This window comes from Flavobacterium sp. Root901 (assembly GCF_001429765.1).
Classification (GTDB): Bacteria; Bacteroidota; Bacteroidia; order Flavobacteriales; family Flavobacteriaceae; genus Flavobacterium.
On the sequence record NZ_LMJB01000006.1, the window covers coordinates 576,406 to 596,114 of the forward strand.

The following is a 19,709-nucleotide window of genomic DNA, read 5'->3' on the forward strand; positions in this document are numbered from 1 at the left end:
TTTAAAAACATTCAAAATTAATTTATTAAGAAAATAAGCTTGTTACATAATAGTGTTTGAGTTTTATAAGTTATACCTTGTTTTCTTCTTTTCTAAATCAATTTATTCTTCATTTCTTTATATTTAGAACGTCCAACAGGCAGTAAATCACCATTTTTAAGCAGGATATTGTATTTTCCACCAGCTTCAACCGTGAGTTTTTCAGCTTCATTCCAGCATAAAATGTACGATTTATGAATTCTCTGAAATGTAGGAGGAAGAAGTTTTTCTAATGATTCCAACGATTTGTCATGAAGTTCTATTCGACCCTCTGACAAATGCAGTTCAGTATAAATTCCTGCGCCTTTTATGTATCTTATCTCATTGATCTTTATAAGCTTTACCGCTTTTGCTTTTTTTACGGCTAAAAACTGGAGTTCTCCGCCTGATTGTTTTTCTGGTGATGTAAAACGTGTAAAAGCCTGCCAGAGCCGGTTTTGATCGAAAGGCTTTGGAACAAAATCTAATACACCATAATTAAAAGCCGTAATAGCTTTATCAGTATATGCAGAAATAATAATGGTTTGAAAAGATCTGGCTACAACACTCTGCAAAACATCAAATCCGTCTTCACCATTCAAATTCAGGTCGAGCAGCATTAAATCAATAGAATTTTCCTCTATTATATTTAAACCATTTTCAACAGAATCAGAAAGTAAAATCCGGACATTTTTATCAAAAAAATCCCGTGTCATTCGTTCTATTCGTCTGGCAATTCGGGCCTCGTCTTCAATAATGAGAATTTTCATTTTTTATTAAAAATTTTAATTGTGGTAAGCCAGCCTTCTTCCACGGCATAAGATTCAAATTCCCAATTGTTTCCGTAACTTTCATTTAATCTGGCTTTAATGTATTTAAAACCTGTTCCGCTGCTGGCAGCTTTCTGTTTTCTTCTGTTTTTGGCCTCTGTTAAGAGCGAATATTGTTTGTACTGCTTATTTGTCGTAGAACTCAAAAAGAAGTTAATACAGCCTTGTTTTGGCGGCAGACTGTGTGTGATTCCGTTTTCTACGATAGTATGGATTATGGCCGGTGGAATTTCGTCATTTTCATCAATATCTTTTTCCTTCCAGTTATAGCAAATTTCTTTGCGGAAAGACATTACTTCAAGATGTCTTAAACATAATTCAATTTCATCCCTTATGGGAATAAGTTTCTCTTCGGCGATAGAATTCATGATGTCAAATTCGTCTGCCAGCGCACGAATAAATATTACACCCTGCTGAGGAGATTCTTCGACCCAGTCGATTAACGAGGTTAACGTATTGCGAAGAAAATGCGGCTGAATATTTTTCTTCACAAGCTCTAACTGCAGTCTGGACGAAAGAAGTAAAGAAGCATTATGCGCTTCTTCCATAGCTTTTGCCCGAATAGTGTGCAGATAAAGCATGGAGAGTACGATACTCGTAAAAGCGATAAATAACCCAAAATCATAAAACATATATTTATTGACAACAATACTTACTGCCAAGGCAAAAACAACGATTAACCCGCCTTTAATTTTTCTTAATGCTGCGTTTACAGCAATATAAAGCGAAAGAAAACACATTGCATGACTAAAATAAATTGCTGTTTTATCATAATGTCCAAAATGGAAAATATAGATGCTCAGGAGAATGGCAATCAAAATAAATAAAAAAAGACGCTTTCTTTTAAAATCAAACTGAAGCATAAAATACCACGGCACCAGTATAGAGATAATAAAGGTTAGCGCTCCAACGATCTGCAGTCGGGTATAAAATTCAGGATAGGGAATAAAGACATAAAATTTCACGTATTCTACAATAAGCAGGCAGAAAAAAAGCAGGCAGATGATTCCAAAAAGTAAAACCGTTATTTCTTTACGGGTACTGTTTATGTACAGAAAAAAATAATAAATAGCGGCTATTAGAAAAGCGCCCGCCATTAAATTCATAAACGACATCACAATAAGCGGTGCGCGATGCAGTCTTAAATAACTTTCTAATTTAATGTCGATGCCTCGCTGGGCTTCCCGCTCATAAGCTTGTGTCCCTGTAACTGTAACAATGTGATTTCCAATATTAGCCAGTCTTTCCGGAATCTGGTAATAAGTCATTTCAGTTCCCGGTACTTCTGGCTGGCCGGGTTTTGCCATTCTGCCGTTTCTTCCCACCAAAACACCATCCCAATACACATCAAAAGCACCAAACGCATTGACTTGTAAACCTAACCGATCAGCAGCACTTTCACGTTTGAGAATCTTGATTTCCATCTGAACTTCGAATTTAGAATAAGCTTCCCTGCTCAGAATTGGCCGCGGATGTTCATCTGCTGTATAATACGTCACATCAGATTTTACATATTCTGTATATTGCTTACAAGACGTAAGCAATAGCAATAAAAAAGCGAGTAGAAAGGTCGGTTTATACATAAGATAAAGATAAAATAAATATCGAATTGAGAAGTGCATTTCAAAAGCTCGCAGAGCCGTTTGCATGTTTTATAAGACTGTCTTTTGTTTTATCAGCTAATCTTGTACTATAAAACCATTTGACATGAAAACCTTAATAACCAGAATTTTAATTTTATTTTTCCCTCTTTTTGGCTGGACACAGCAAACCAGTGTTTCCGGTAAAGTGCAGGATATTACAACTAAAGAACCCTTGGCATACGTAACCGTAACGGTAAAAGATAATGCCTTAAAACCCTTACAGGTTGTTGTTACAGACGATCATGGTGTTTTTAATTTTGAAGGGCTGCCGATTGGCCAAATGACGATTTCTTTTAGTTTTATCGGATATCAAAATCATACACAGCCATTAGAAATTACTGCAGACAAACTAAAAACGGAGTTAGGAACTATTGGCTTATCTTCTGATGCTGTACAATTGAATGCCGTTGAAATTAAGGGACAAAAAGCCAATGTCAGCCTAAAACTGGATAAAAAAGTATTTGAAGTTGGCAAAGATGTGCTGTCGCAGAATGGTTCTGCACATGATGTTTTAAATGGTGTCCCGTCTGTATCTGTAAGTCCGACAGGAGGTATTAGTCTTCGTGGAAACAGTAGTGTGCTGGTATTAATTAATGGGCGTCAGTCGGGTTTAACCCAAAATAATGCGCTGGATCAAATCGCTGCTGACCAGATTGAAAGAATAGAAGTGATAACAAATCCCTCATCGCGCTATGATGCTTCCGGTTCTGCGGGAATTATAAATATCGTTTTGAAGAAAAATAAAAAAAGCGGTTTTAGCGGACAGGTGCGGGTAGTGGCTGGTTCGCCAAATGACAGCCGCCTTAATCCAAGCATCAATTATAAATCGGACAAAATCAATATTTTTTCTAATTTTAGCATACGCTCTTCGGATTATGTTGGATTATACACCACTAATCAATCCACTATTAATAATGGCAAAAAATCGTATTTAAGTCAGGTGCAGAATGAAGACCGCCATGACGATGGGAAGCTGATTTATCTTGGTGCTGATTATTTTATTAATGAACATCGCACCATTACAGCAGCTTTTCTAAAAAATAGTACGCATGACAATGACAAAACCCGCTTATTTTATGATTACAGCAATGCTGAAGGTTTAAAAGACAGCACATTGACAAGAGAAGGAAAATCACTTGAAAAAAGAAATTACAATCAATTTGAATTTAATTACACCCAAACTTTTAAAAAACCTGCAAAAAAATGGACAATTGATGTTCAGTACGATTGGTGGAACAGCGATAAAGACTGGAATCTTTCGACACAGCGATTAGATCCAGCGCCATTGGTTTATCCCGCAATCAGAACAAGTTCGATAGGAAGCAGTAAAGATTTACTCGTTCAGAGCGATTTTATTCAGCCAATTGATACGCTGTCTGTACTGGAATTTGGAATCAAAACAGAAATTCGTAAAGTTTCCAGTAATTTTTTAGCAGAAGAACAGCAAGGCGGCATTTGGGACACTTATCAAAGTATTGATAATGATTTGGATTATTCTGAAACAATTACGAGTGCTTATGCGCAATACAGCAATAAACCCGGGCGATTTAATTATATGGCCGGACTTCGAACGGAGTTTACCAAAATCACGATTACAGATATTAAAAACACTTACAACGACAACAAAAAGTATAACAGGCTTTTCCCCACTGTAAATTTAAGTTACAAGTTCGATGCCTCAACTTTGCAGTTAAATTACAGCAAACGTATCCATCGTCCGCCTTTATATGCTTTGTACCCCTTTAATGAGTTAACTGATTTAAATTCACAATATATTGGAAATCCGGATCTTAATCCTTCTTATACAGATGTGTTCGAACTGGGATTTCTTAAAACATGGAAAACGTTTACACTTAATCCTTCTGTTTATTATCAGTGGGAAAGCGGATATATTCAGGATTTTACTTATCGTGAAAATGACATATTTTTTACCATGCCTGTAAATATCCAGCATGAAATACGCAGCGGTGTAGAACTTTCCACTTTATATAATCCGCTAAAATGGCTGCAGTTAAATATGGAGATGAATTTTTACCAGTTTAATCAAAAAGGAAGTTATCAGGGGGAAAACCTTGATTACAAAGGACAGACTTTTACCGGACGTTTGAGTACGCAGATAAAACTGCCGTCAAAATTTAGTTTTCAGGGACGCTATAACTTTCGCGGAGCGCAGCAAAACGCACAAACAAAAAACAATGCACTGCAATCTCTCGATTTTGGTTTAAGCAAAATTTTATTAAAAGATAAAGCCACTATTGTGTTTGATGTAAGTAATGCTTTTAATTTGCGCCAGAATAAAAGTACGACAACAGGAGAAAATTATATTGTTTCATCAAACAGTATTCCCAATGCTGCCCGTTACCGTTTGAGTTTTGTATACCGTTTTAACTTATCAGATCCAAAAGCAATCAGACAAGCGAGTGAAGCCAATCGGAATTGATAACAGAAATAACTTTGTCAAAGTTTTAAACTTTGACAAAGTTATATTCATTTAAGCATTTGCTCTGGCTTTCAAATCTTGGATCACTTTTAAAAATCTATTTTCAAAAACGGAATCTTCTACCGGAATAACAACTGATTGAAACAAATTCATTAAATCATCAGAATACGCTGCTGTTTTTTTTGCCTGAATGTTATAATGAATAAATTTGATCCATAAAATGGCTTTTAATTCTGTTTCATTTTCATTCCACATTTTCATTTCTACCAGCAAGAGATTATTTGTAAATTGAATCAATTGCGACTCCATAACAACTGTCTCCATTGTAAAAGCAGGTTTTATATAACTAATCTGGTTAGACGCCACTACCCAGCTTAATCCCGTTTTTCGCATATACTCAAAGATATCCAGATCGTAATATTCTGCAATCTGATCTTCGCGGGCATTAATGAAATATTCCAGGTATTTTGAATTGTTTAAATGGTTAAAAGGATCGCAGTCCTGAAATCTGATTTTCTTTTTGGTTTTTAATATTTTTTCCATTTTGAATTATTTTTATCAAATACCAATCGGTATTTGAAAGGTTAAAAATTTTTTATTTTTTAATTTGATCAATTACAGTGCTGTCTATAAAGTCCATAGCGTTTAGGATATAAGATTGATCATTATGCGTAAAAGCCAAAAGAGAACTCCCTTCAATAAGAGATAAAATTACTCTGGCGTATTTTTCTGGATCGGTGCCGGAAAGAATTTCATTGTTTTTAATTCCATCTGCAATAATATTGGTAAGACCGGTAGTAAATTTTTGAGATAAGTTTTGTGCGTTTTTAAACAAGAGCGGATTTATAAATTTTGTATCAACTCCGGCACGAAGCATTGGGCAGCCGCCAAGATCTTTCACCAGGTCATAATAATTACGCTGGTAGTTTGTTATAGCGTACAATTTATTGACACTTCCCTGTGTGGCAGCAACCATTTTAAACAATGGTGCAATTGCCAGATTCACATTAAATTGAAATGATTTTAGCGCTAAATCTTCTTTATTAGAAAAATTACAGTAAATAGCGCCTTTCGTTAATCCGGTTGCATCTGTAATATCAGATAAACTGGTTCCAACATATCCTTGTTTATTAAAAATAGGAGCTACTTTATCTAATATAAATTCTGATGTATTCATATATTTTTACCTAAAAGAATAATTACCAAGCAAATATAACAATAAATACCGATTGGTATATGTAAATTTTGTTTTTTTTAAAATATCAATGCTATCAAGGATTGGGACATTATTTACAATGTTATTTAAAGCATAAAATAAATTCAAAATGGATATTGCAATTCTGTTGCAATCGAATTATTCCATATTATAAATATAATTATACATCGAGATATATTGATGTTTTATTTTTTAGCAGATAAAATAAAAACTAAAAATCGATACATTTGAAAAGGTAAAAACAAACTATGGAAAAGCTGAGAAAACATATTGAAGAAATTATCCCAATTACTGATGATGAGTTTGAATCGATAAAGCCTTTTTTTACGATTAGAAGGGTTTTAAAAAATCAATATCTTATTCAGGAGGGAGATGAAGCAAAATATGAATACATCATTATGAGCGGCATTTTCAGGGTTTTTTATCTTAATGAAGAAGGAAAGGAGCATATTGTGCAATTTGCCACAGAAAATTGGTGGATGTCAGATTATATTTCTTATTTCAATCAAAAGCCTGCGAGCATGTACGTTGTTTGTATGGAGCCCGGTGAAGTTTTATGCCTGACACTTGAAGGCAGGGAACAGCTTTCGGTTGCGCTTCATAAAATGGAACACTTTTTTAGGGTCAAACTTACCAAAGGTTATATCGCGCTGCAGCAGAGAATTATTTCATTACTCTCTAATAATCCGCAGCAGCGTTACAAAGAATTTGCAGCTCTTTATCCAAATCTGATGCAGAAAATTCCCAAAAAGTATATTGCAGAATATCTCGGTGTCAGCCGCGAAACCCTCAGCAGGCTTTACTCCGGCAGTAAATAATAGAACCGTTTAGTATATAAAGTGTGATTTGCATCACACTTTTTTTGTGACTTTCCTCCTCGCATTCAGGAGTAGGGCTGGTATAAATTTGCCTTGTAAATAATCATTAACCAATTAAAATTATAACAATGAAAAAAATTATGATTCTAACAACGGCAATTACACTTTTTTCTTCTTATGCACAGGACAAAAAAGAAAACACAGCAGAAAAACAAAAAGAAACACTTAAAAAAGAAACAAAAATGGACAAGAAAATTTTAATTATCGTATCGAATGCCAATACAATTGGACCAAATAACAGAAGAACCGGAACATTTCTTCCTGAAGTAGCACATCCTTATGCCGAATTTGACAAAGCAAATTATCAAATTGATTTTGCCAGTTTAACCGGAGATACGCCTTATTTAGACGCGCTTAATCTTGCAGGCGATCCTGATAATCTTTCATTTCTAACAGGAAAAGGCTGGGAAACCATGCAAAAAGCAGTTAAATTATCAAATGTTGATGTGAGTAAATATGATGCCGTTTTTGTACCGGGCGGATTAGCGCCAATGGTTGATATGCCGGAAAATGAACTTCTTAAAAAAGTGATTAAAGAAACTTACGAGCGGAATGCTGTTGTTGGAGCGGTATGTCACGGTCCCGTATCCTTATTAAATGTAAGATTGAGTAACGGAACTTACCTTGTAAATGGTAAAAATATTACGTCATTTACAAATGAAGAAGAAAGAGGTTACGCTATTGCGGATGTGCCTTTCTTATTAGAATCTGCTTTAACCAAACAAGGAGCAAAATTTCATGCAGCATCAGTGTGGTCAGCCCATAGTATTGCAGATGGCAATTTGGTTACCGGACAAAATCCTGCTTCTGCAAAAGGTGTAGCCGAGAAAATGATTGTGATTTTAGAATCGTCAAAAAAATAATTGAAAAGTATTGATCTTCAATTAAAATGGAGATCAATATTTTTTTTAAATTGAAAATTAATAATATAAAGAAAATAAAAAATGGAAAATCAAAATCCGGTTCATGTATTTGCCACATGGAAAATTAAAGAAGGTCAGCTTGAAAACGTTTTAAATTTGCTAAAAACAGTACAACAGGAAAGTGTAAAAGAAGAAGGCAATTTGTTTTATAAAATTCACCAAAGTAAGGCAGATGCCAATATAATTATATTATTTGAAGGTTACCGCAGTGAAGCTGCTGTTGAAGAACACCGAAATTCAATTCATTTTCAGGATTTGGTTTTAGGAAAAATTGTCCCTTTATTAGACAGCAGAGAGATTATTTTAGCGGCACCTGTTAATTATTAATTTCCATAAAGAGGTTGTAATGGTCAATAATTTGAACTAAATTTAAAGTACAAATCAGTGCAGATTGATTCCAATACCGATAAGATGATTTTATCTTATAAATTAAAATAAACATTTATGGAAAAGACCACACAAGTAATATTCCCATACGATCTGAGTCCGATAAAAGAACTCCCTTTGATCAGTAAAGAAGATATTGATGCAATATTAAGTACAGCGAAAAAACTATTTGATAATCAGGCTGATTGGCTTCCGGCTTTTCAAAGAATAGAAATATTAGAAAAAGCAGCGTCAATAATGAATGACAAAACCGAAGAACTGATTCATTTGGCGATAAGCGAAGGCGGAAAACCGTATAAAGACACCAAAGCAGAAATTCTTAGAGCAATTAAAGGCGTAAAATTAGCGGCCGAACATATCTCGCAGATCAAAGGAGAACAAATTCCAATGGGACTTACAGAAGCTTCTGTAAACAGGATTGCTTTTACATCAAAAGAACCAATTGGTGTTGTTGCTGCGGTTAGTGCGTTTAATCATCCGTTAAATTTAGCCGTACATCAAATTGTTACGGCCGTTGCAGCCGGGTGTCCCGTGGTATTTAAACCGTCGAGCAGTACGCCTTTATCCGGGCTTGCCTTGGCAGATATTTTAAAAGAAGCTGGTTTGCCGGAAGGCTGGCTGCAAGTAGTTTTGTGTGACAATGAAGCTGCCGAGTTGTTAGTTACAGATCCGAGGGTTAATTTTTTAACTTTTATTGGTTCTGCAAAAGTTGGGTGGTATTTAAAAAGCAAACTGCCTCCCGGAACAAGATGTGCATTAGAACATGGCGGAGCTGCGCCGGTAATTGTTGAACACGATGCAGATTTCGGCGAAATGATTCCTGATTTAGTAAAAGGAGGTTTTTATCATGCAGGACAGGTTTGTGTTTCTGTTCAGAAAGTGTATGTCAATCAGGAAATTGCCGACCGTTTTGTTGAACAGTTTTCTGAAGCTGTCAATAAATTAATTGTCGGAAATCCATTTGATCAAAAAACAGATGTCGGTTCGCTTATTACACCAAAAGAATTAAATCGAGTTGAAGAATGGGTTAATGAAGCAGTAAAAGAAGGCGCTAAATTAATTTCGGGCGGAAAACGTATTTCGAATACGTGTTTTGAACCTACGATTTTATTTAATCCGTCAGAAGATTCAAAAGTTTCCACCAATGAAATTTTCGGACCTGTTGTCTGCATTTACACTTTTACAGACAGGGAAGAAGCAATAAAAAAAGCAAATGCATTAGACGTACATTTTCAGGCCGCTGTATTTACAAAAAACATAGATATTGCTTTAGAAACTTCCAAAAAATTAAATGCAACGGCTGTTATGATTAATGACAATACTGCTTTTAGAGTAGACTGGATGCCATTTGGAGGAAGAGATGCTTCCGGTCTCGGCATGGGCGGAATCTCTTATACCATAGAGGATATGACAAGAGAAAAGATGACTGTTTTTAAAAGTAAAAGTATTTAGTATTTAGTATGTACTTTTAAATAAAAACACAGCATTATTATTCGATAATGCTGTGTTTTTTTAGATTATAAAACCAGTGCCTGTGGGTTTTCGAATAGTAATTGTGTCTTTTTAGTTAGAACTTTAAAGTCTATTAAATAAGCTTTTTAGAATAGACATAAAAAAAGCGCTAATTCAGAAGAATTAACGCTTTTAAAAACAATTTTTATGCGTAAGCTATTTACAAAACCATTTTATTTTCTATCTCAAATATATTATTGAGCATCCCAGGAAGCACTCGGATAATAAATTGAACTTGTTACCGGAGCTTTCCAGTATTCCTGACTTCCGCCGCGGAAAGTATGAAGACTTACTGCATTAACATTTCGCTTTGCGTCGTTAGTTACCCAGCGAATGGTTTGATTTAATATCTCTGTACCATTTACGTAGTATTTCACATATCCATTTGTATTGGAACCTGTATTTAACTTCACAGATATTTGACAGTTGTAAGTTACACCTTCCTGAATGTAATATTTTTTTCCAAAATCGTTACCAAATTGTCCAGGCTGATCTTTATAATAAACATAAGGCTGAAGATAAGCACCGCTTCCTTTAGCTGTATTTGATCCATTTGGACAATACCACATAAATCTGGCACTTCCGCCATTTCCGTCCCAGCCCGGATCACCGCCGGTATTTTGGTCACCAATCAATATTCCGTATCCGCATTTACCGCCTCGGCTCCAGTAAAATCCGGAATTAAATTTCATTTGAAACCAAACGGTATAAACCCCTGTTGACCAAACGCCATACGAAGTACACAAACCTCCGGGGCATGATAATGTATTGGTTTGCAATGTAATTGTTCTGGCGCCTGCACTGCCCAGCGCTGCAGCGGCTTTTGCTGTAACAGCACCGTCTTCTTTGTTAGTAATTTGCTGCGTCTCTTTATTAGCGGCTTGCGGCATATCTGCCTCTTGTTCCTTTTCACAGGAATTGAATACTAATGCTGCAATAAACAGCATGCTTGTTAATTTTAAGAGTTTTTTCATTTTTTAAAATGTTAAGGTTAATAAATAATTGATAGTTAGAAAATAAAGGATGATTACTCATTTGATTTGAAAACAAATACTGTTTTCAATTCTCAAAATCGTAACCAGTGGTTACTTAAATAAAACAGTATTTTTATTTTAACTCAGGCAATTGTCCGGAAACTTAATTGCTTGCTAATAAAAATGATATCAATTTTTCGATTAATAATTGATGATGTAAAGTTGATTAATAATAATTTGGAAGGGGAGTAATAAAGTCCGTTTTTACGTACATAAATATCCAGTTGATATATTTTGCCTGTGTTTTTTGGGCTTTTGAAAAATCGGCGTCCAAAAATTACATTTTTATAAATCGCCAGTTATTAATGCATAAAAAAAGTCCATTTCAGAAGAAATGGACTTTCAAATTTGTATGGGGGAAATTCAATTTGTATTTTCAAAAGCTTAAATGAGCTGTAATAATGGCCTGATCTGCATGGTAACAATGTCGCATCGTTTTGGCTGCGATAAAGTAAATAAAACGCTCATAGCGATATCTTCGGCTTCCAGCATTTCCATTTTTTCAATCTTCTCCTGATGTTCCGCTTTAGTTCCGGGCTGCATATCACTGGTCACAGCTCCTGGTTCGATTAGTGAAACTTTAATTCCCATTGAATTAACTTCTTTACGCAAAGCAGAACTAAAGCCTCTTATCGCAGCTTTTGTTGCTACATATACTGTGCTGGTTGGTTCGTTTGTTTCTGCACTCATCGACCCGATATTTATAATGTGTCCGGATTTTTCAGCCGACATTCTGCTTACAGCTTCCTGAGCAAATGCAAGATAACCCGAAATATTGGTATCGAGAATATACTGCAAATCATCTTGTTGTACTTTCATAAGAGCCGATGCCGGAAGTGCTGCGTTGTTTATTAAAATATCCAATCCGCCAAATTCTTTATCTACTACTTCAAAAACTTTTTTCAGATCTTCTTTTTTAGTTACATCTGCAGTAAAACCATGAAGTCGACTATTAGGATATTTTGATTTGATTTCGTCAAATGTTTTTGTAAAATCTTCAATATCACGGCCAAAAATAAAAACACGTGCTTCAAGAGAGACTAATAAATCTGCTATTGCTTTTCCAATTCCTGTTGTACCTCCTGTAATAAGAATTCTTTTATCTTTAATGTTTCTTCCAAAATAGTTAGATAGATTTTCCATAATATTATTTTCAATAATTAATCAGCCAAAATTAGTTTGGAATAGGATAAGATAATTACAGTATTTTCTGTACCAATTATATAATCTTTATTTATTTTCTGATGTATAATCTTCTGTCTTTTCAGTTTCAAAACTTTTGTCTAGGATCAATTTTTTTAATTCTAAAGCATTAAAAGCAGCATAACCTTTTTCGTCATTATCAAAATATACAAATACATCTTTAGTCTTTAGCCATTCGCTGCATTGATCTGCCCATTCCTTTAAAATTTCAATTGAATAACTGCCCTGATATTTGGAATGGCCCGGGCCATGAAGACGCACATAAACAAAATCTGCCGTGACTTGAATGGGTGAAATATGCCCGGCTAATTCATAAATACAAAAGGCACAGTTGTATTTTTCTAAAAGCTGATAGGTTTCGGACGTATACCAGCTTGTATTTCGAAATTCAAAAACGTATCGGTTTTTTGTAGAAAGTGCCAATAAAAAATCTTCCAGAAGCTCCAGATCTAATTTAAGAGAAGGTGGAAGCTGAAATAAAACAGCACCTAATTTTTTTTCTAAGAATTTCACCTTTTCCATAAAAATCAGCAGGCTGTCTTCCGGATCTTGTAATTTTTTGAGGTGAGTAATAAAGCGGTTTGCTTTTATAATATATACAAAATCATCTGAAACCTGACTTTCCCAATTTTGGAAAGTGGCATCAGCGGGCATTCCGTAAAATGTATTATTAATTTCAACTGTGTTAAACATTTTCTGATAATAAGAAAACTGATCTTTTAATTTTACATCAAGAGGATAAAATGTGCCCCGCCAGTGTTTATATGCCCATCCTGACGTGCCAATATGTATAGAATGTCTTTTCATAGGTATAAGAGTTAATGAAAAAGCCCGCTTGAATTTCAAACGGGCTTTTATCTTTATAAATTCCGATTAGGATTTGTTCCGTCTTCATCATCCAGTTCCTCTTCATCGAGTTCATCCTCTTCGTCGAGTTCATTGTCATCGAATTCGTCCTCATCTTCGTCTTCAAATTCGCCGCCTTCGGCTTCTTCGCTATCCAGCTTTTGGCTGTTGATTTCATTTTCTGCGAAATCATTTCCATAATCCGGCTCTGCATTTTCACTTATTGAATGATCTGCCGGCGGTGCATCAATATCGATACTATCATATTTGTTTTCATCTGTATATCGAGTTTCTTCATCTTGAAAATACGCGTCATCCTGACGGTAGTTTTCTCTTTCATCTATATTCATCTTACAATTTTTTAAATTACTTTTTTTTAGATTCTGAAGTTTTTGAACTTTTAGAAGCTGTTGACTTTTTTTCTGTTTTTTTATCTGCAGCACCTTTTGTACCTTTTGCATCTGAAGTTTTCATGATTTCAAGTTTTAAATTGTTAATGTAGTAAAAGTAAAATTGTTGATAATCAAAATTTTACACATAGCAGCTGTGATAATTATATAATTTACAGTTTATTTAAACGCTTATTTCATTTTCTAGCAGATTGCTTCTTTAAAATAATGCATTTTTTAATGCTTCTTATAATATTAGCTTAATTTACAATAGCTTACGGTGATTATTTTGTAAGACATAAATGAAATTTTATAAGCATGAACAGACCTTGAGTTCTAAATTTGGAAAAGTTTAATTATCAAAAAAAATTATTATGAAAACTACAGAAACTAAGAAACCGGGCACAAAGAAAGCACCAGCTTCAAAAACTGCTGCTAAGCAGACTTCAGCAAAGACTTCAACAAAACAGACTACATCTAAAGACAAAACTGTAAAAGCAAAATCTGATGCTGCAGAAGGTCTAAGAGAATTATTTATAGATTCTTTAAAAGATATTTACTGGGCAGAAAAAGCATTGACAAAAGCGCTGCCAAAAATGGCTAAAAATGCAACTTCAGAAAACCTTATTACAGCAATAAACGAACACCTTACTGTTACAGAAGGACAAGTTGAAAGATTAGAGCAGGTTTTTGAAATTTTAGGAGAAAAAGCGTCTGCAAAAAAATGCGATGCAATGGAAGGCTTAATCAAAGAAGGTGAGAGCATTATGGAAGAAACACAAGAAGGCGCAGTACGTGATGCCGGAATTATTAGTGCTTCTCAAAAAATAGAGCATTATGAAATTGCTTCGTATGGTACATTGGCCGCTTTTGCCTTAACTTTAAATGAAGAGGAAGCAGCAGCCTTGTTGCAGCAAACATTAGAAGAAGAAAAAGAAGCCGATACAATTCTTACAGAAGCAGCATACAACACAATTAATTTTGATGCTACTGAAGAAGATCAGCAGGAAGAAGAATAAATAATTTAGGTAATCTAAAATGAAAACCCTGTAATTCATTAGATCATTACAGGGTTTTTATAATTTACTACGATGCGGTTTAATTTGTTGAACCATAAAAATATAAGCTATGAATACAAGAGAAAATAACGATTCATTACTAAATGTAAATAATCGTAATCAGGAACCAGTCTGGACACCAATTTTAGGATATCAAATGTATTTTTCTGAAAATAATGATAATAATAAAGGTGAAACACACCGAGATCCCGCACAAAAACCTAACACAGGTGATTGGGGCGAAGAAACCGAATGGAACGAAACAGAAAGCGAAGAAAACGGCGGTAATGATAACAGCGGCGGGGCAGGGAGTACGGGAAGTGCAGCAACTAATAGTTAAAAAAAGAGCGGTAATTTATTAACCGCTCTTTTTTTTTAATTTAATATTTAAATTACTCTTTGGCATCAACCAGAACAGAGTCCATAAATTTTCCTGTAATAATAGTTCCTTGTTCATCTTCCCACTGTGTGATAATGTTTTCTATAAGTTCTGGTTCAAAACCAATTATTTTCATCACAGGTCCGCCAAACTCCTGTTTTACATTTTGTCCTTTCTTAAACTTTGTTTCCATAATGATTTGATTTATTAGCAAATTTCAAAAAAACATCTGGTATTGGTCTTATAATTTTTTGACCATAATTTATAGGATTTAAACCGGAAGGTAAATGCTTACCGACGTTCCTTTTTGAGGTTCGCTCGACACCTGAATATATCCTTTATGATTTAAAACAATTTTATGCACTAATGTCAGTCCGAGTCCGCTGCCGTAATGCTGCTCATTACTGTGTAACTTATAAAACGGATCGAATATTAAGGTTTCATAATTTTGGGTAAAACCGATTCCGTTATCACTTACCACTATTTTTATATAATTGCGATCTGCATCCGCACCGAGAGACAGAAGTTCATCGGCAGAAATTTCCTGTTCCGCAATTTTAATTTTTGGGACAGCATTTTCCTGGGAATATTTTATGGAATTGGTAAGCAGATTCGAAAATAACTTTTGAATCTGAGAAGGAATCACAAAAGCTACTGGAAGCGGATCCACAGAAATTTCGGCATGGCGTTTATTGATGATTATTTTGAGTTCATTAAGCGTTTTCTTTACAAGAGTATTAAGATTGGTTTTCTTAAATTCTTTATCTGTAAAATTAATTTTAGAATAATCAATTAAATCCTCCAGAAGCTGGTTTAAATTTACAGCTGCATTCAAAAGACGTTTCATATTGTGGTTTCCTGCTTCAGAAAGTGCTATTTCATTATCCAGAATTCTTTTTCCAAGCATATATATTTTATGTCCGGGCTCGAGTAAATTGTGGCTGGCCGCAGCAGTAAAAGATTCTAATTGTTTATTGTAATCCAGCAGTTCCTGATTAATGTTTTTTACAGATTCATTACTTTCTTCGAGATCTGTAATGTCTTCCAGAGCAATCAGAATCATTTCATCCGGAATCGAATCGGCAATTCTTGATGCATTCAAAAGCATTCTTTTCCTAATTCCGTCTTCAAGATTAAATTGTATTTTAAAATTTTCGACCACATCCTGCTGGGTCAGTTTTTTAAGAACCGTTTCTTTAAATTCAGGTATATTCCAGCAGTAATTTCCAATTTCAAAAATCGAAACTCCTTCCGTTTCTTCCTGACTGGTTTTAAAATGTCTGTAAAATGAAGGATTGGCACTTTGTATAATGGCATTTTTATCAATAATGACTAAAGGTTCACGAATCGTATTTATCATCGATTCGTAAAAGTTTCTCATAACATCCAGTTCCTGTCTGCGATCTCTTAGTTCATCATTTATACACGAAAGTTCTTCGTTGTTAGACTGCAGTTCTTCTGCAGATACACTCAATTGCTCGTTAACAAGCTGTAATTCTTCTGCATTAGATAGTAATTCTTCATTGGTAGTCTGTAATTCTTCAAAATAAATCTGCTGCTCTTCTGTAACTCTTTTAAAATCGCCTCGAAGCTGTTCGAGTTCTTTCTCTAACTCACTATTGTTAATTTGATTATGAGCAACAGGTACTTTGCAGAATATAATCAGCAGTAAATCACTATTTGCCGGAAGGTAAATAACTTCAAAAGAAGTTAGAAAATTCTGTTTTTGTACAGCAATATGTCCGCCGGAAATATTTTTCTTTTCATTGCGCGATTTCAAAATGGCATTTCGTAATTCAAAGCCAAGTTCATCACGAACCATATTTAAAATATTAAAGCTGGGTTTACCGGAAGCAGGCTGTAAAAACGGACTAGTATCGCCATGAAAATGCACAATTTCCAGCTCTTCATTTATAATCACTGCTGCAGGAGAATATTGCTCCAGTAAAACATCTGCTGCAATTTTTTTATAATCAGTGTCTGATGTTTCGGTTTCAGCAATGATTTCTGTTTTTTCGCTCGGTTTTATAAACTCAAATCGTGGTATTTTGAGTTGTTTATTCTCGCTTTTGCGACTGTAAATTTTTACTTGTTTATCGACAACTACAAATAAATCGGTTTTGTTATTGACTGTTTCTGATTTTCCCAAAAACAGAAAACCTTTATTTTTAAGTGCATAGTGAAACGACGCCAGAATCTCATTTTGCAGATCGCTGTCAAAATAAATCAGCACATTTCGGCACGAAATTAAATCGATTTGAGAAAACGGAGCATCTCTGGTAATATCATGAACGGCAAATACACACATATCGCGTACGACTTTGTTCAGGTGATAATTATTGTCTCTTTTAATAAAATATTTTTGAAGTATTTTATCGCTGATATTTTTAACATCCTGCTGCGTATAAATTCCTGTACGGGCTTTGGCAATACAGTGTTCTGATAAATCAGAAGCAAAAATCTGTACTTTAATGTGCTGGTTTTGGGTTTGTTCCAAATATTGATGCAGGGAGATGGCAAGCGAATAAGCTTCTTCACCTGTAGAACATCCGGCCGACCATATTCTAATTTTATCTTTATGCAGGTTTTCTATTAGGGCAGGAAAAACAGTAGACGATAAATTGTCAAAAAAAGGTTTATCCCGAAAAAAATAGGTTACCGGAATAAGAAAATCATTAAATAATGCATTTTGCTCTGCTGCATTATTTTTTAATAAATTAAGATATTTTTCAATACTTTCCTGATGCGTTATTACCATTCTTTTTGCAACTCGTCGTCTCAGGGTCTGATGTTTGTAATGATGAAAATTGGTTTTGAATTTTGAATGAATAATTTCAACAATTTCATTAAATAATTGTTCTTCATCAGCCGAAATGTCTTTATTTTCCTCTTCTTCTTCGTAACCATGACTTACCAGATAGCTGTTTCTTATTTCTGCCAATTTGGAAGCAATGGAATGAGGCTCCACAAAATAGTCGATGAAATCTTCATTTACGGCATTTTGGTGAAGTCCTTTTTTGTGTAAAACAGATAAAGTTGCGCCGCCCAGTTCTTTGATTTTTTTCAGCCCCGCAAATCCGTCAAAAGAAGATCCTGAGATTTGAAGCCCTGCCGCGTATGTTTTATACGAATTGGCGAGTGCTTCATAAAACAAATCCAGGCCATTGTTGGTGGTACTGCTTCTGGTTTTAATCTGCAGTTGGAGTTTTTCATTTTCAAGGACTAAAAAATTGTTCTCCGGAATTATAAAAATATGATCAGGCTTTAAAATAATTTCATTTACAATTTCTATTACCGGAATTTTTGTCTGAGAGGCAAGAATTTCCTTTAGATTCTCTGAAGGTGGATAATCCAGTCTTTCAATTATAACATAAGCCATTCCCGAATCTTCGGCCAGATTCGAAATTAGGCTCTTTAAAATGTCAATCTCGGCACTCGTTGATCCAATACCAATAACGGGAAAGACTGAGGAATTAATTTGGTTTTGTATTTCAATAGTTTTCATGTTTTGTTTGATCTTCAACTTTTTTTTAAGATAAATATAAACCTACAAAATATAGTGTTTTTATATAATTTTAAAATTGTGCTGCATAATTATCACTTGGGTTTCTGTAAGTAGAATTACGCGCTCACTTTAAAAGTGGGTAAGAATAATGTATATGTAAGAATTGAAAAAAATCATGTAATCATAACTTGTTTAATTGTAGTTAATTAGCCAATATTAATTTTAAAAACAATATTATGAAAGCAGCTGTTATTCATGGACCGGGCTCTATCAAATACGATACGGTAGACGATCCGATATTAAAAGAAAAAGACGACATAATTCTAAAGGTAACCTCAACGGCAATCTGCGGTTCTGATCTACATATTTATTCAGGCGGATTTCCGCAGCCGCGGCCAATGGTATTAGGGCATGAGTTTATGGGGATTGTAGAAGAAACCGGATCAGCGGTAACCAATTTAAAACGTGGTGACCGTGTAGTAGTTCCTTTTCCTATTGCATGCGGGAATTGTTTTTTCTGTAATCACGATTCGCCCGGCAACTGCGAACACAGTAATCCCGAAAATTATGGACCTGAAGGAGGGATCATGACCGAAAAAGGCGGTGCTCTTTTTGGCTACACTGATTTGTACGGCGGTTATGATGGAGGACAGGCACAATATGTAAGAGTTCCTTATGCAAATTACGGACCCAGAATAGTACCGGAAGATTTATCAGATGAACAGGTACTTTTTCTAACTGATATTTTTCCAACAGGTTATACAGGTGTCGATTGGGGAGAAGTAAAAGGCGGGGAGACCGTGGCCATTTTTGGAGCCGGACCCGTAGGGATTATGGCTGCTAAAAGTGCCTGGCTTCGAGGTGCAGGATTAGTTATTATTGTGGATACACTGCAATACAGACTTGATAAGGCAAAAGCTACAACAGATTCTGTTACTTTACTTTGGGAAGATGGTCCGAAAGAAGTTATCGAACAAATCAGGGCAATGACCAACGGCCGAGGCGCTGATGTATGTATTGACGCAGTAGGTTTTGAACCGGATCGTACTATTACGGATCGTATTAAAGCCACTATTAATTTTGAAAAAGGCTCAATAAAAGTACTTGAAGCCTGTATGAGCGCAGTTAGAAGAAATGGTATTGTTTCGGTACTGGGCGTTTATCCTGTAAATTATGACAATTTTCCGCTGGGACAATTTTTTGACAAAGGAATTGTTTTAAAAGGAGGTCAGGCACCTGCACACAAACATATAGACAAACTACTCGATTATGTAGTTCAGGGAAAAGTAAAACTGGACGATATTATTACGCACCGACTTCCGTTATCTGAAATTTCACATGCTTATGATATTTTCAAAAAGAAAGAAGATAATTGTGTTAAAGTAGTTTTAGATCCCTGGAAATAAATAGAAAGGTGAAGTTCTAATTTTAAGAAGAACTTCACCTTT

General features: G+C 34.9%; 18 protein-coding genes. 8 read left to right on the top strand and 10 right to left on the bottom strand.

Going from position 1 to position 19,709, the window contains the following annotated elements; translation table 11 throughout:
- Window positions 1-92: 92 nt before the first annotated feature.
- Together ASE21_RS11935 and ASE21_RS11940 are read right to left on the bottom strand one after the other, a co-directional pair.
- On the bottom strand, window positions 93-788 hold the full coding sequence (locus ASE21_RS11935) for a LytR/AlgR family response regulator transcription factor (protein ID WP_057122891.1): 696 nt from the start codon (window positions 786-788) through the stop codon (window positions 93-95).
- Window positions 785-2,431 (bottom strand): histidine kinase, encoded by a 1,647-nt coding sequence (locus tag ASE21_RS11940; protein WP_242410265.1) that lies wholly within the window; start codon window positions 2,429-2,431, stop codon window positions 785-787. The genes ASE21_RS11935 and ASE21_RS11940 overlap by 4 nt, the downstream gene beginning before the upstream one ends.
- 124 nt (window positions 2,432-2,555) lie before the next feature.
- Between ASE21_RS11940 and ASE21_RS11945 the strand changes: the two genes are divergently transcribed.
- Entirely contained in the window at window positions 2,556-4,931 is a 2,376-nt protein-coding gene (locus tag ASE21_RS11945) for an outer membrane beta-barrel family protein (RefSeq protein ID WP_057122893.1), read from the top strand.
- 51 nt (window positions 4,932-4,982) lie between these two features.
- Here the strand turns inward: ASE21_RS11945 and ASE21_RS11950 are convergent, their stop codons facing one another.
- Window positions 4,983-5,474, bottom strand: coding sequence for an acyl-CoA thioesterase (locus ASE21_RS11950; protein ID WP_057122894.1), 492 nt, complete (start codon window positions 5,472-5,474; stop codon window positions 4,983-4,985).
- A 52-nt stretch (window positions 5,475-5,526) separates the two neighbouring features.
- Complete coding sequence (locus tag ASE21_RS11955; protein WP_057122895.1) at window positions 5,527-6,108, bottom strand: TetR family transcriptional regulator; 582 nt, start codon at window positions 6,106-6,108, stop codon at window positions 5,527-5,529.
- 287 nt (window positions 6,109-6,395) lie between these two features.
- On the opposite strand from ASE21_RS11955, the gene ASE21_RS11960 reads away from it, so the two are divergent.
- From ASE21_RS11960 to ASE21_RS11975, 4 genes are all read left to right on the top strand, one after another.
- Complete coding sequence (locus ASE21_RS11960; RefSeq protein ID WP_057122896.1) at window positions 6,396-6,965, top strand: Crp/Fnr family transcriptional regulator; 570 nt, start codon at window positions 6,396-6,398, stop codon at window positions 6,963-6,965.
- A gap of 128 nt (window positions 6,966-7,093) precedes the next feature.
- Complete coding sequence (locus ASE21_RS11965) at window positions 7,094-7,888, top strand: type 1 glutamine amidotransferase domain-containing protein (RefSeq protein ID WP_199858506.1); 795 nt, start codon at window positions 7,094-7,096, stop codon at window positions 7,886-7,888.
- 81 nt (window positions 7,889-7,969) lie between these two features.
- Complete coding sequence (locus ASE21_RS11970; protein ID WP_057122897.1) at window positions 7,970-8,275, top strand: putative quinol monooxygenase; 306 nt, start codon at window positions 7,970-7,972, stop codon at window positions 8,273-8,275.
- 117 nt (window positions 8,276-8,392) lie between these two features.
- Window positions 8,393-9,787 (top strand): aldehyde dehydrogenase family protein, encoded by a 1,395-nt coding sequence (locus ASE21_RS11975; RefSeq protein ID WP_057122898.1) that lies wholly within the window; start codon window positions 8,393-8,395, stop codon window positions 9,785-9,787.
- 254 nt (window positions 9,788-10,041) lie between these two features.
- On the opposite strand, the gene ASE21_RS11980 is transcribed toward ASE21_RS11975, so the two are convergent.
- The 4 genes from ASE21_RS11980 to ASE21_RS21750 all read right to left on the bottom strand — a co-directional run bounded on the left by ASE21_RS11980 (window position 10,042) and on the right by ASE21_RS21750 (window position 13,280).
- The gene (locus tag ASE21_RS11980; protein ID WP_057122899.1) at window positions 10,042-10,821 is read right to left on the bottom strand and encodes a polysaccharide lyase; all 780 of its coding nucleotides are present in this window, start codon (window positions 10,819-10,821) and stop codon (window positions 10,042-10,044) included.
- A 444-nt stretch (window positions 10,822-11,265) separates the two neighbouring features.
- Window positions 11,266-12,024, bottom strand: a complete 759-nt coding sequence (locus ASE21_RS11985) for an SDR family oxidoreductase (RefSeq protein WP_057122900.1) — start codon at window positions 12,022-12,024, stop codon at window positions 11,266-11,268.
- 87 nt (window positions 12,025-12,111) lie between these two features.
- The gene (locus ASE21_RS11990; RefSeq protein ID WP_057122901.1) at window positions 12,112-12,891 is read right to left on the bottom strand and encodes a DUF72 domain-containing protein; all 780 of its coding nucleotides are present in this window, start codon (window positions 12,889-12,891) and stop codon (window positions 12,112-12,114) included.
- A gap of 53 nt (window positions 12,892-12,944) precedes the next feature.
- Window positions 12,945-13,280, bottom strand: coding sequence for a hypothetical protein (locus tag ASE21_RS21750; protein WP_057122902.1), 336 nt, complete (start codon window positions 13,278-13,280; stop codon window positions 12,945-12,947).
- Window positions 13,281-13,693: 413 nt separating this feature from the next.
- On the opposite strand from ASE21_RS21750, the gene ASE21_RS12000 reads away from it, so the two are divergent.
- Both ASE21_RS12000 and ASE21_RS12005 read left to right on the top strand, forming a co-directional pair.
- On the top strand, window positions 13,694-14,338 hold the full coding sequence (locus ASE21_RS12000) for a ferritin-like domain-containing protein (protein WP_057122903.1): 645 nt from the start codon (window positions 13,694-13,696) through the stop codon (window positions 14,336-14,338).
- A 109-nt stretch (window positions 14,339-14,447) separates the two neighbouring features.
- Window positions 14,448-14,717, top strand: coding sequence for a hypothetical protein (locus ASE21_RS12005; RefSeq protein WP_057122904.1), 270 nt, complete (start codon window positions 14,448-14,450; stop codon window positions 14,715-14,717).
- Between the two features lie 52 nt (window positions 14,718-14,769).
- Here the strand turns inward: ASE21_RS12005 and ASE21_RS12010 are convergent, their stop codons facing one another.
- Together ASE21_RS12010 and ASE21_RS12015 are read right to left on the bottom strand one after the other, a co-directional pair.
- Entirely contained in the window at window positions 14,770-14,949 is a 180-nt protein-coding gene (locus ASE21_RS12010) for a hypothetical protein (protein ID WP_057122905.1), read from the bottom strand.
- Window positions 14,950-15,027: 78 nt separating this feature from the next.
- A complete protein-coding gene (locus ASE21_RS12015) occupies window positions 15,028-18,261 on the bottom strand; it encodes a CheR family methyltransferase (RefSeq protein ID WP_057122906.1) in 3,234 nt (1,077 codons plus the stop codon).
- A gap of 236 nt (window positions 18,262-18,497) precedes the next feature.
- Here ASE21_RS12015 and ASE21_RS12020 point away from each other — a divergent pair, with 236 nt between their 5' ends.
- On the top strand, window positions 18,498-19,667 hold the full coding sequence (locus ASE21_RS12020; RefSeq protein WP_057122907.1) for a zinc-dependent alcohol dehydrogenase: 1,170 nt from the start codon (window positions 18,498-18,500) through the stop codon (window positions 19,665-19,667).
- The last annotated feature ends 42 nt before the right edge of the window (window positions 19,668-19,709 follow it).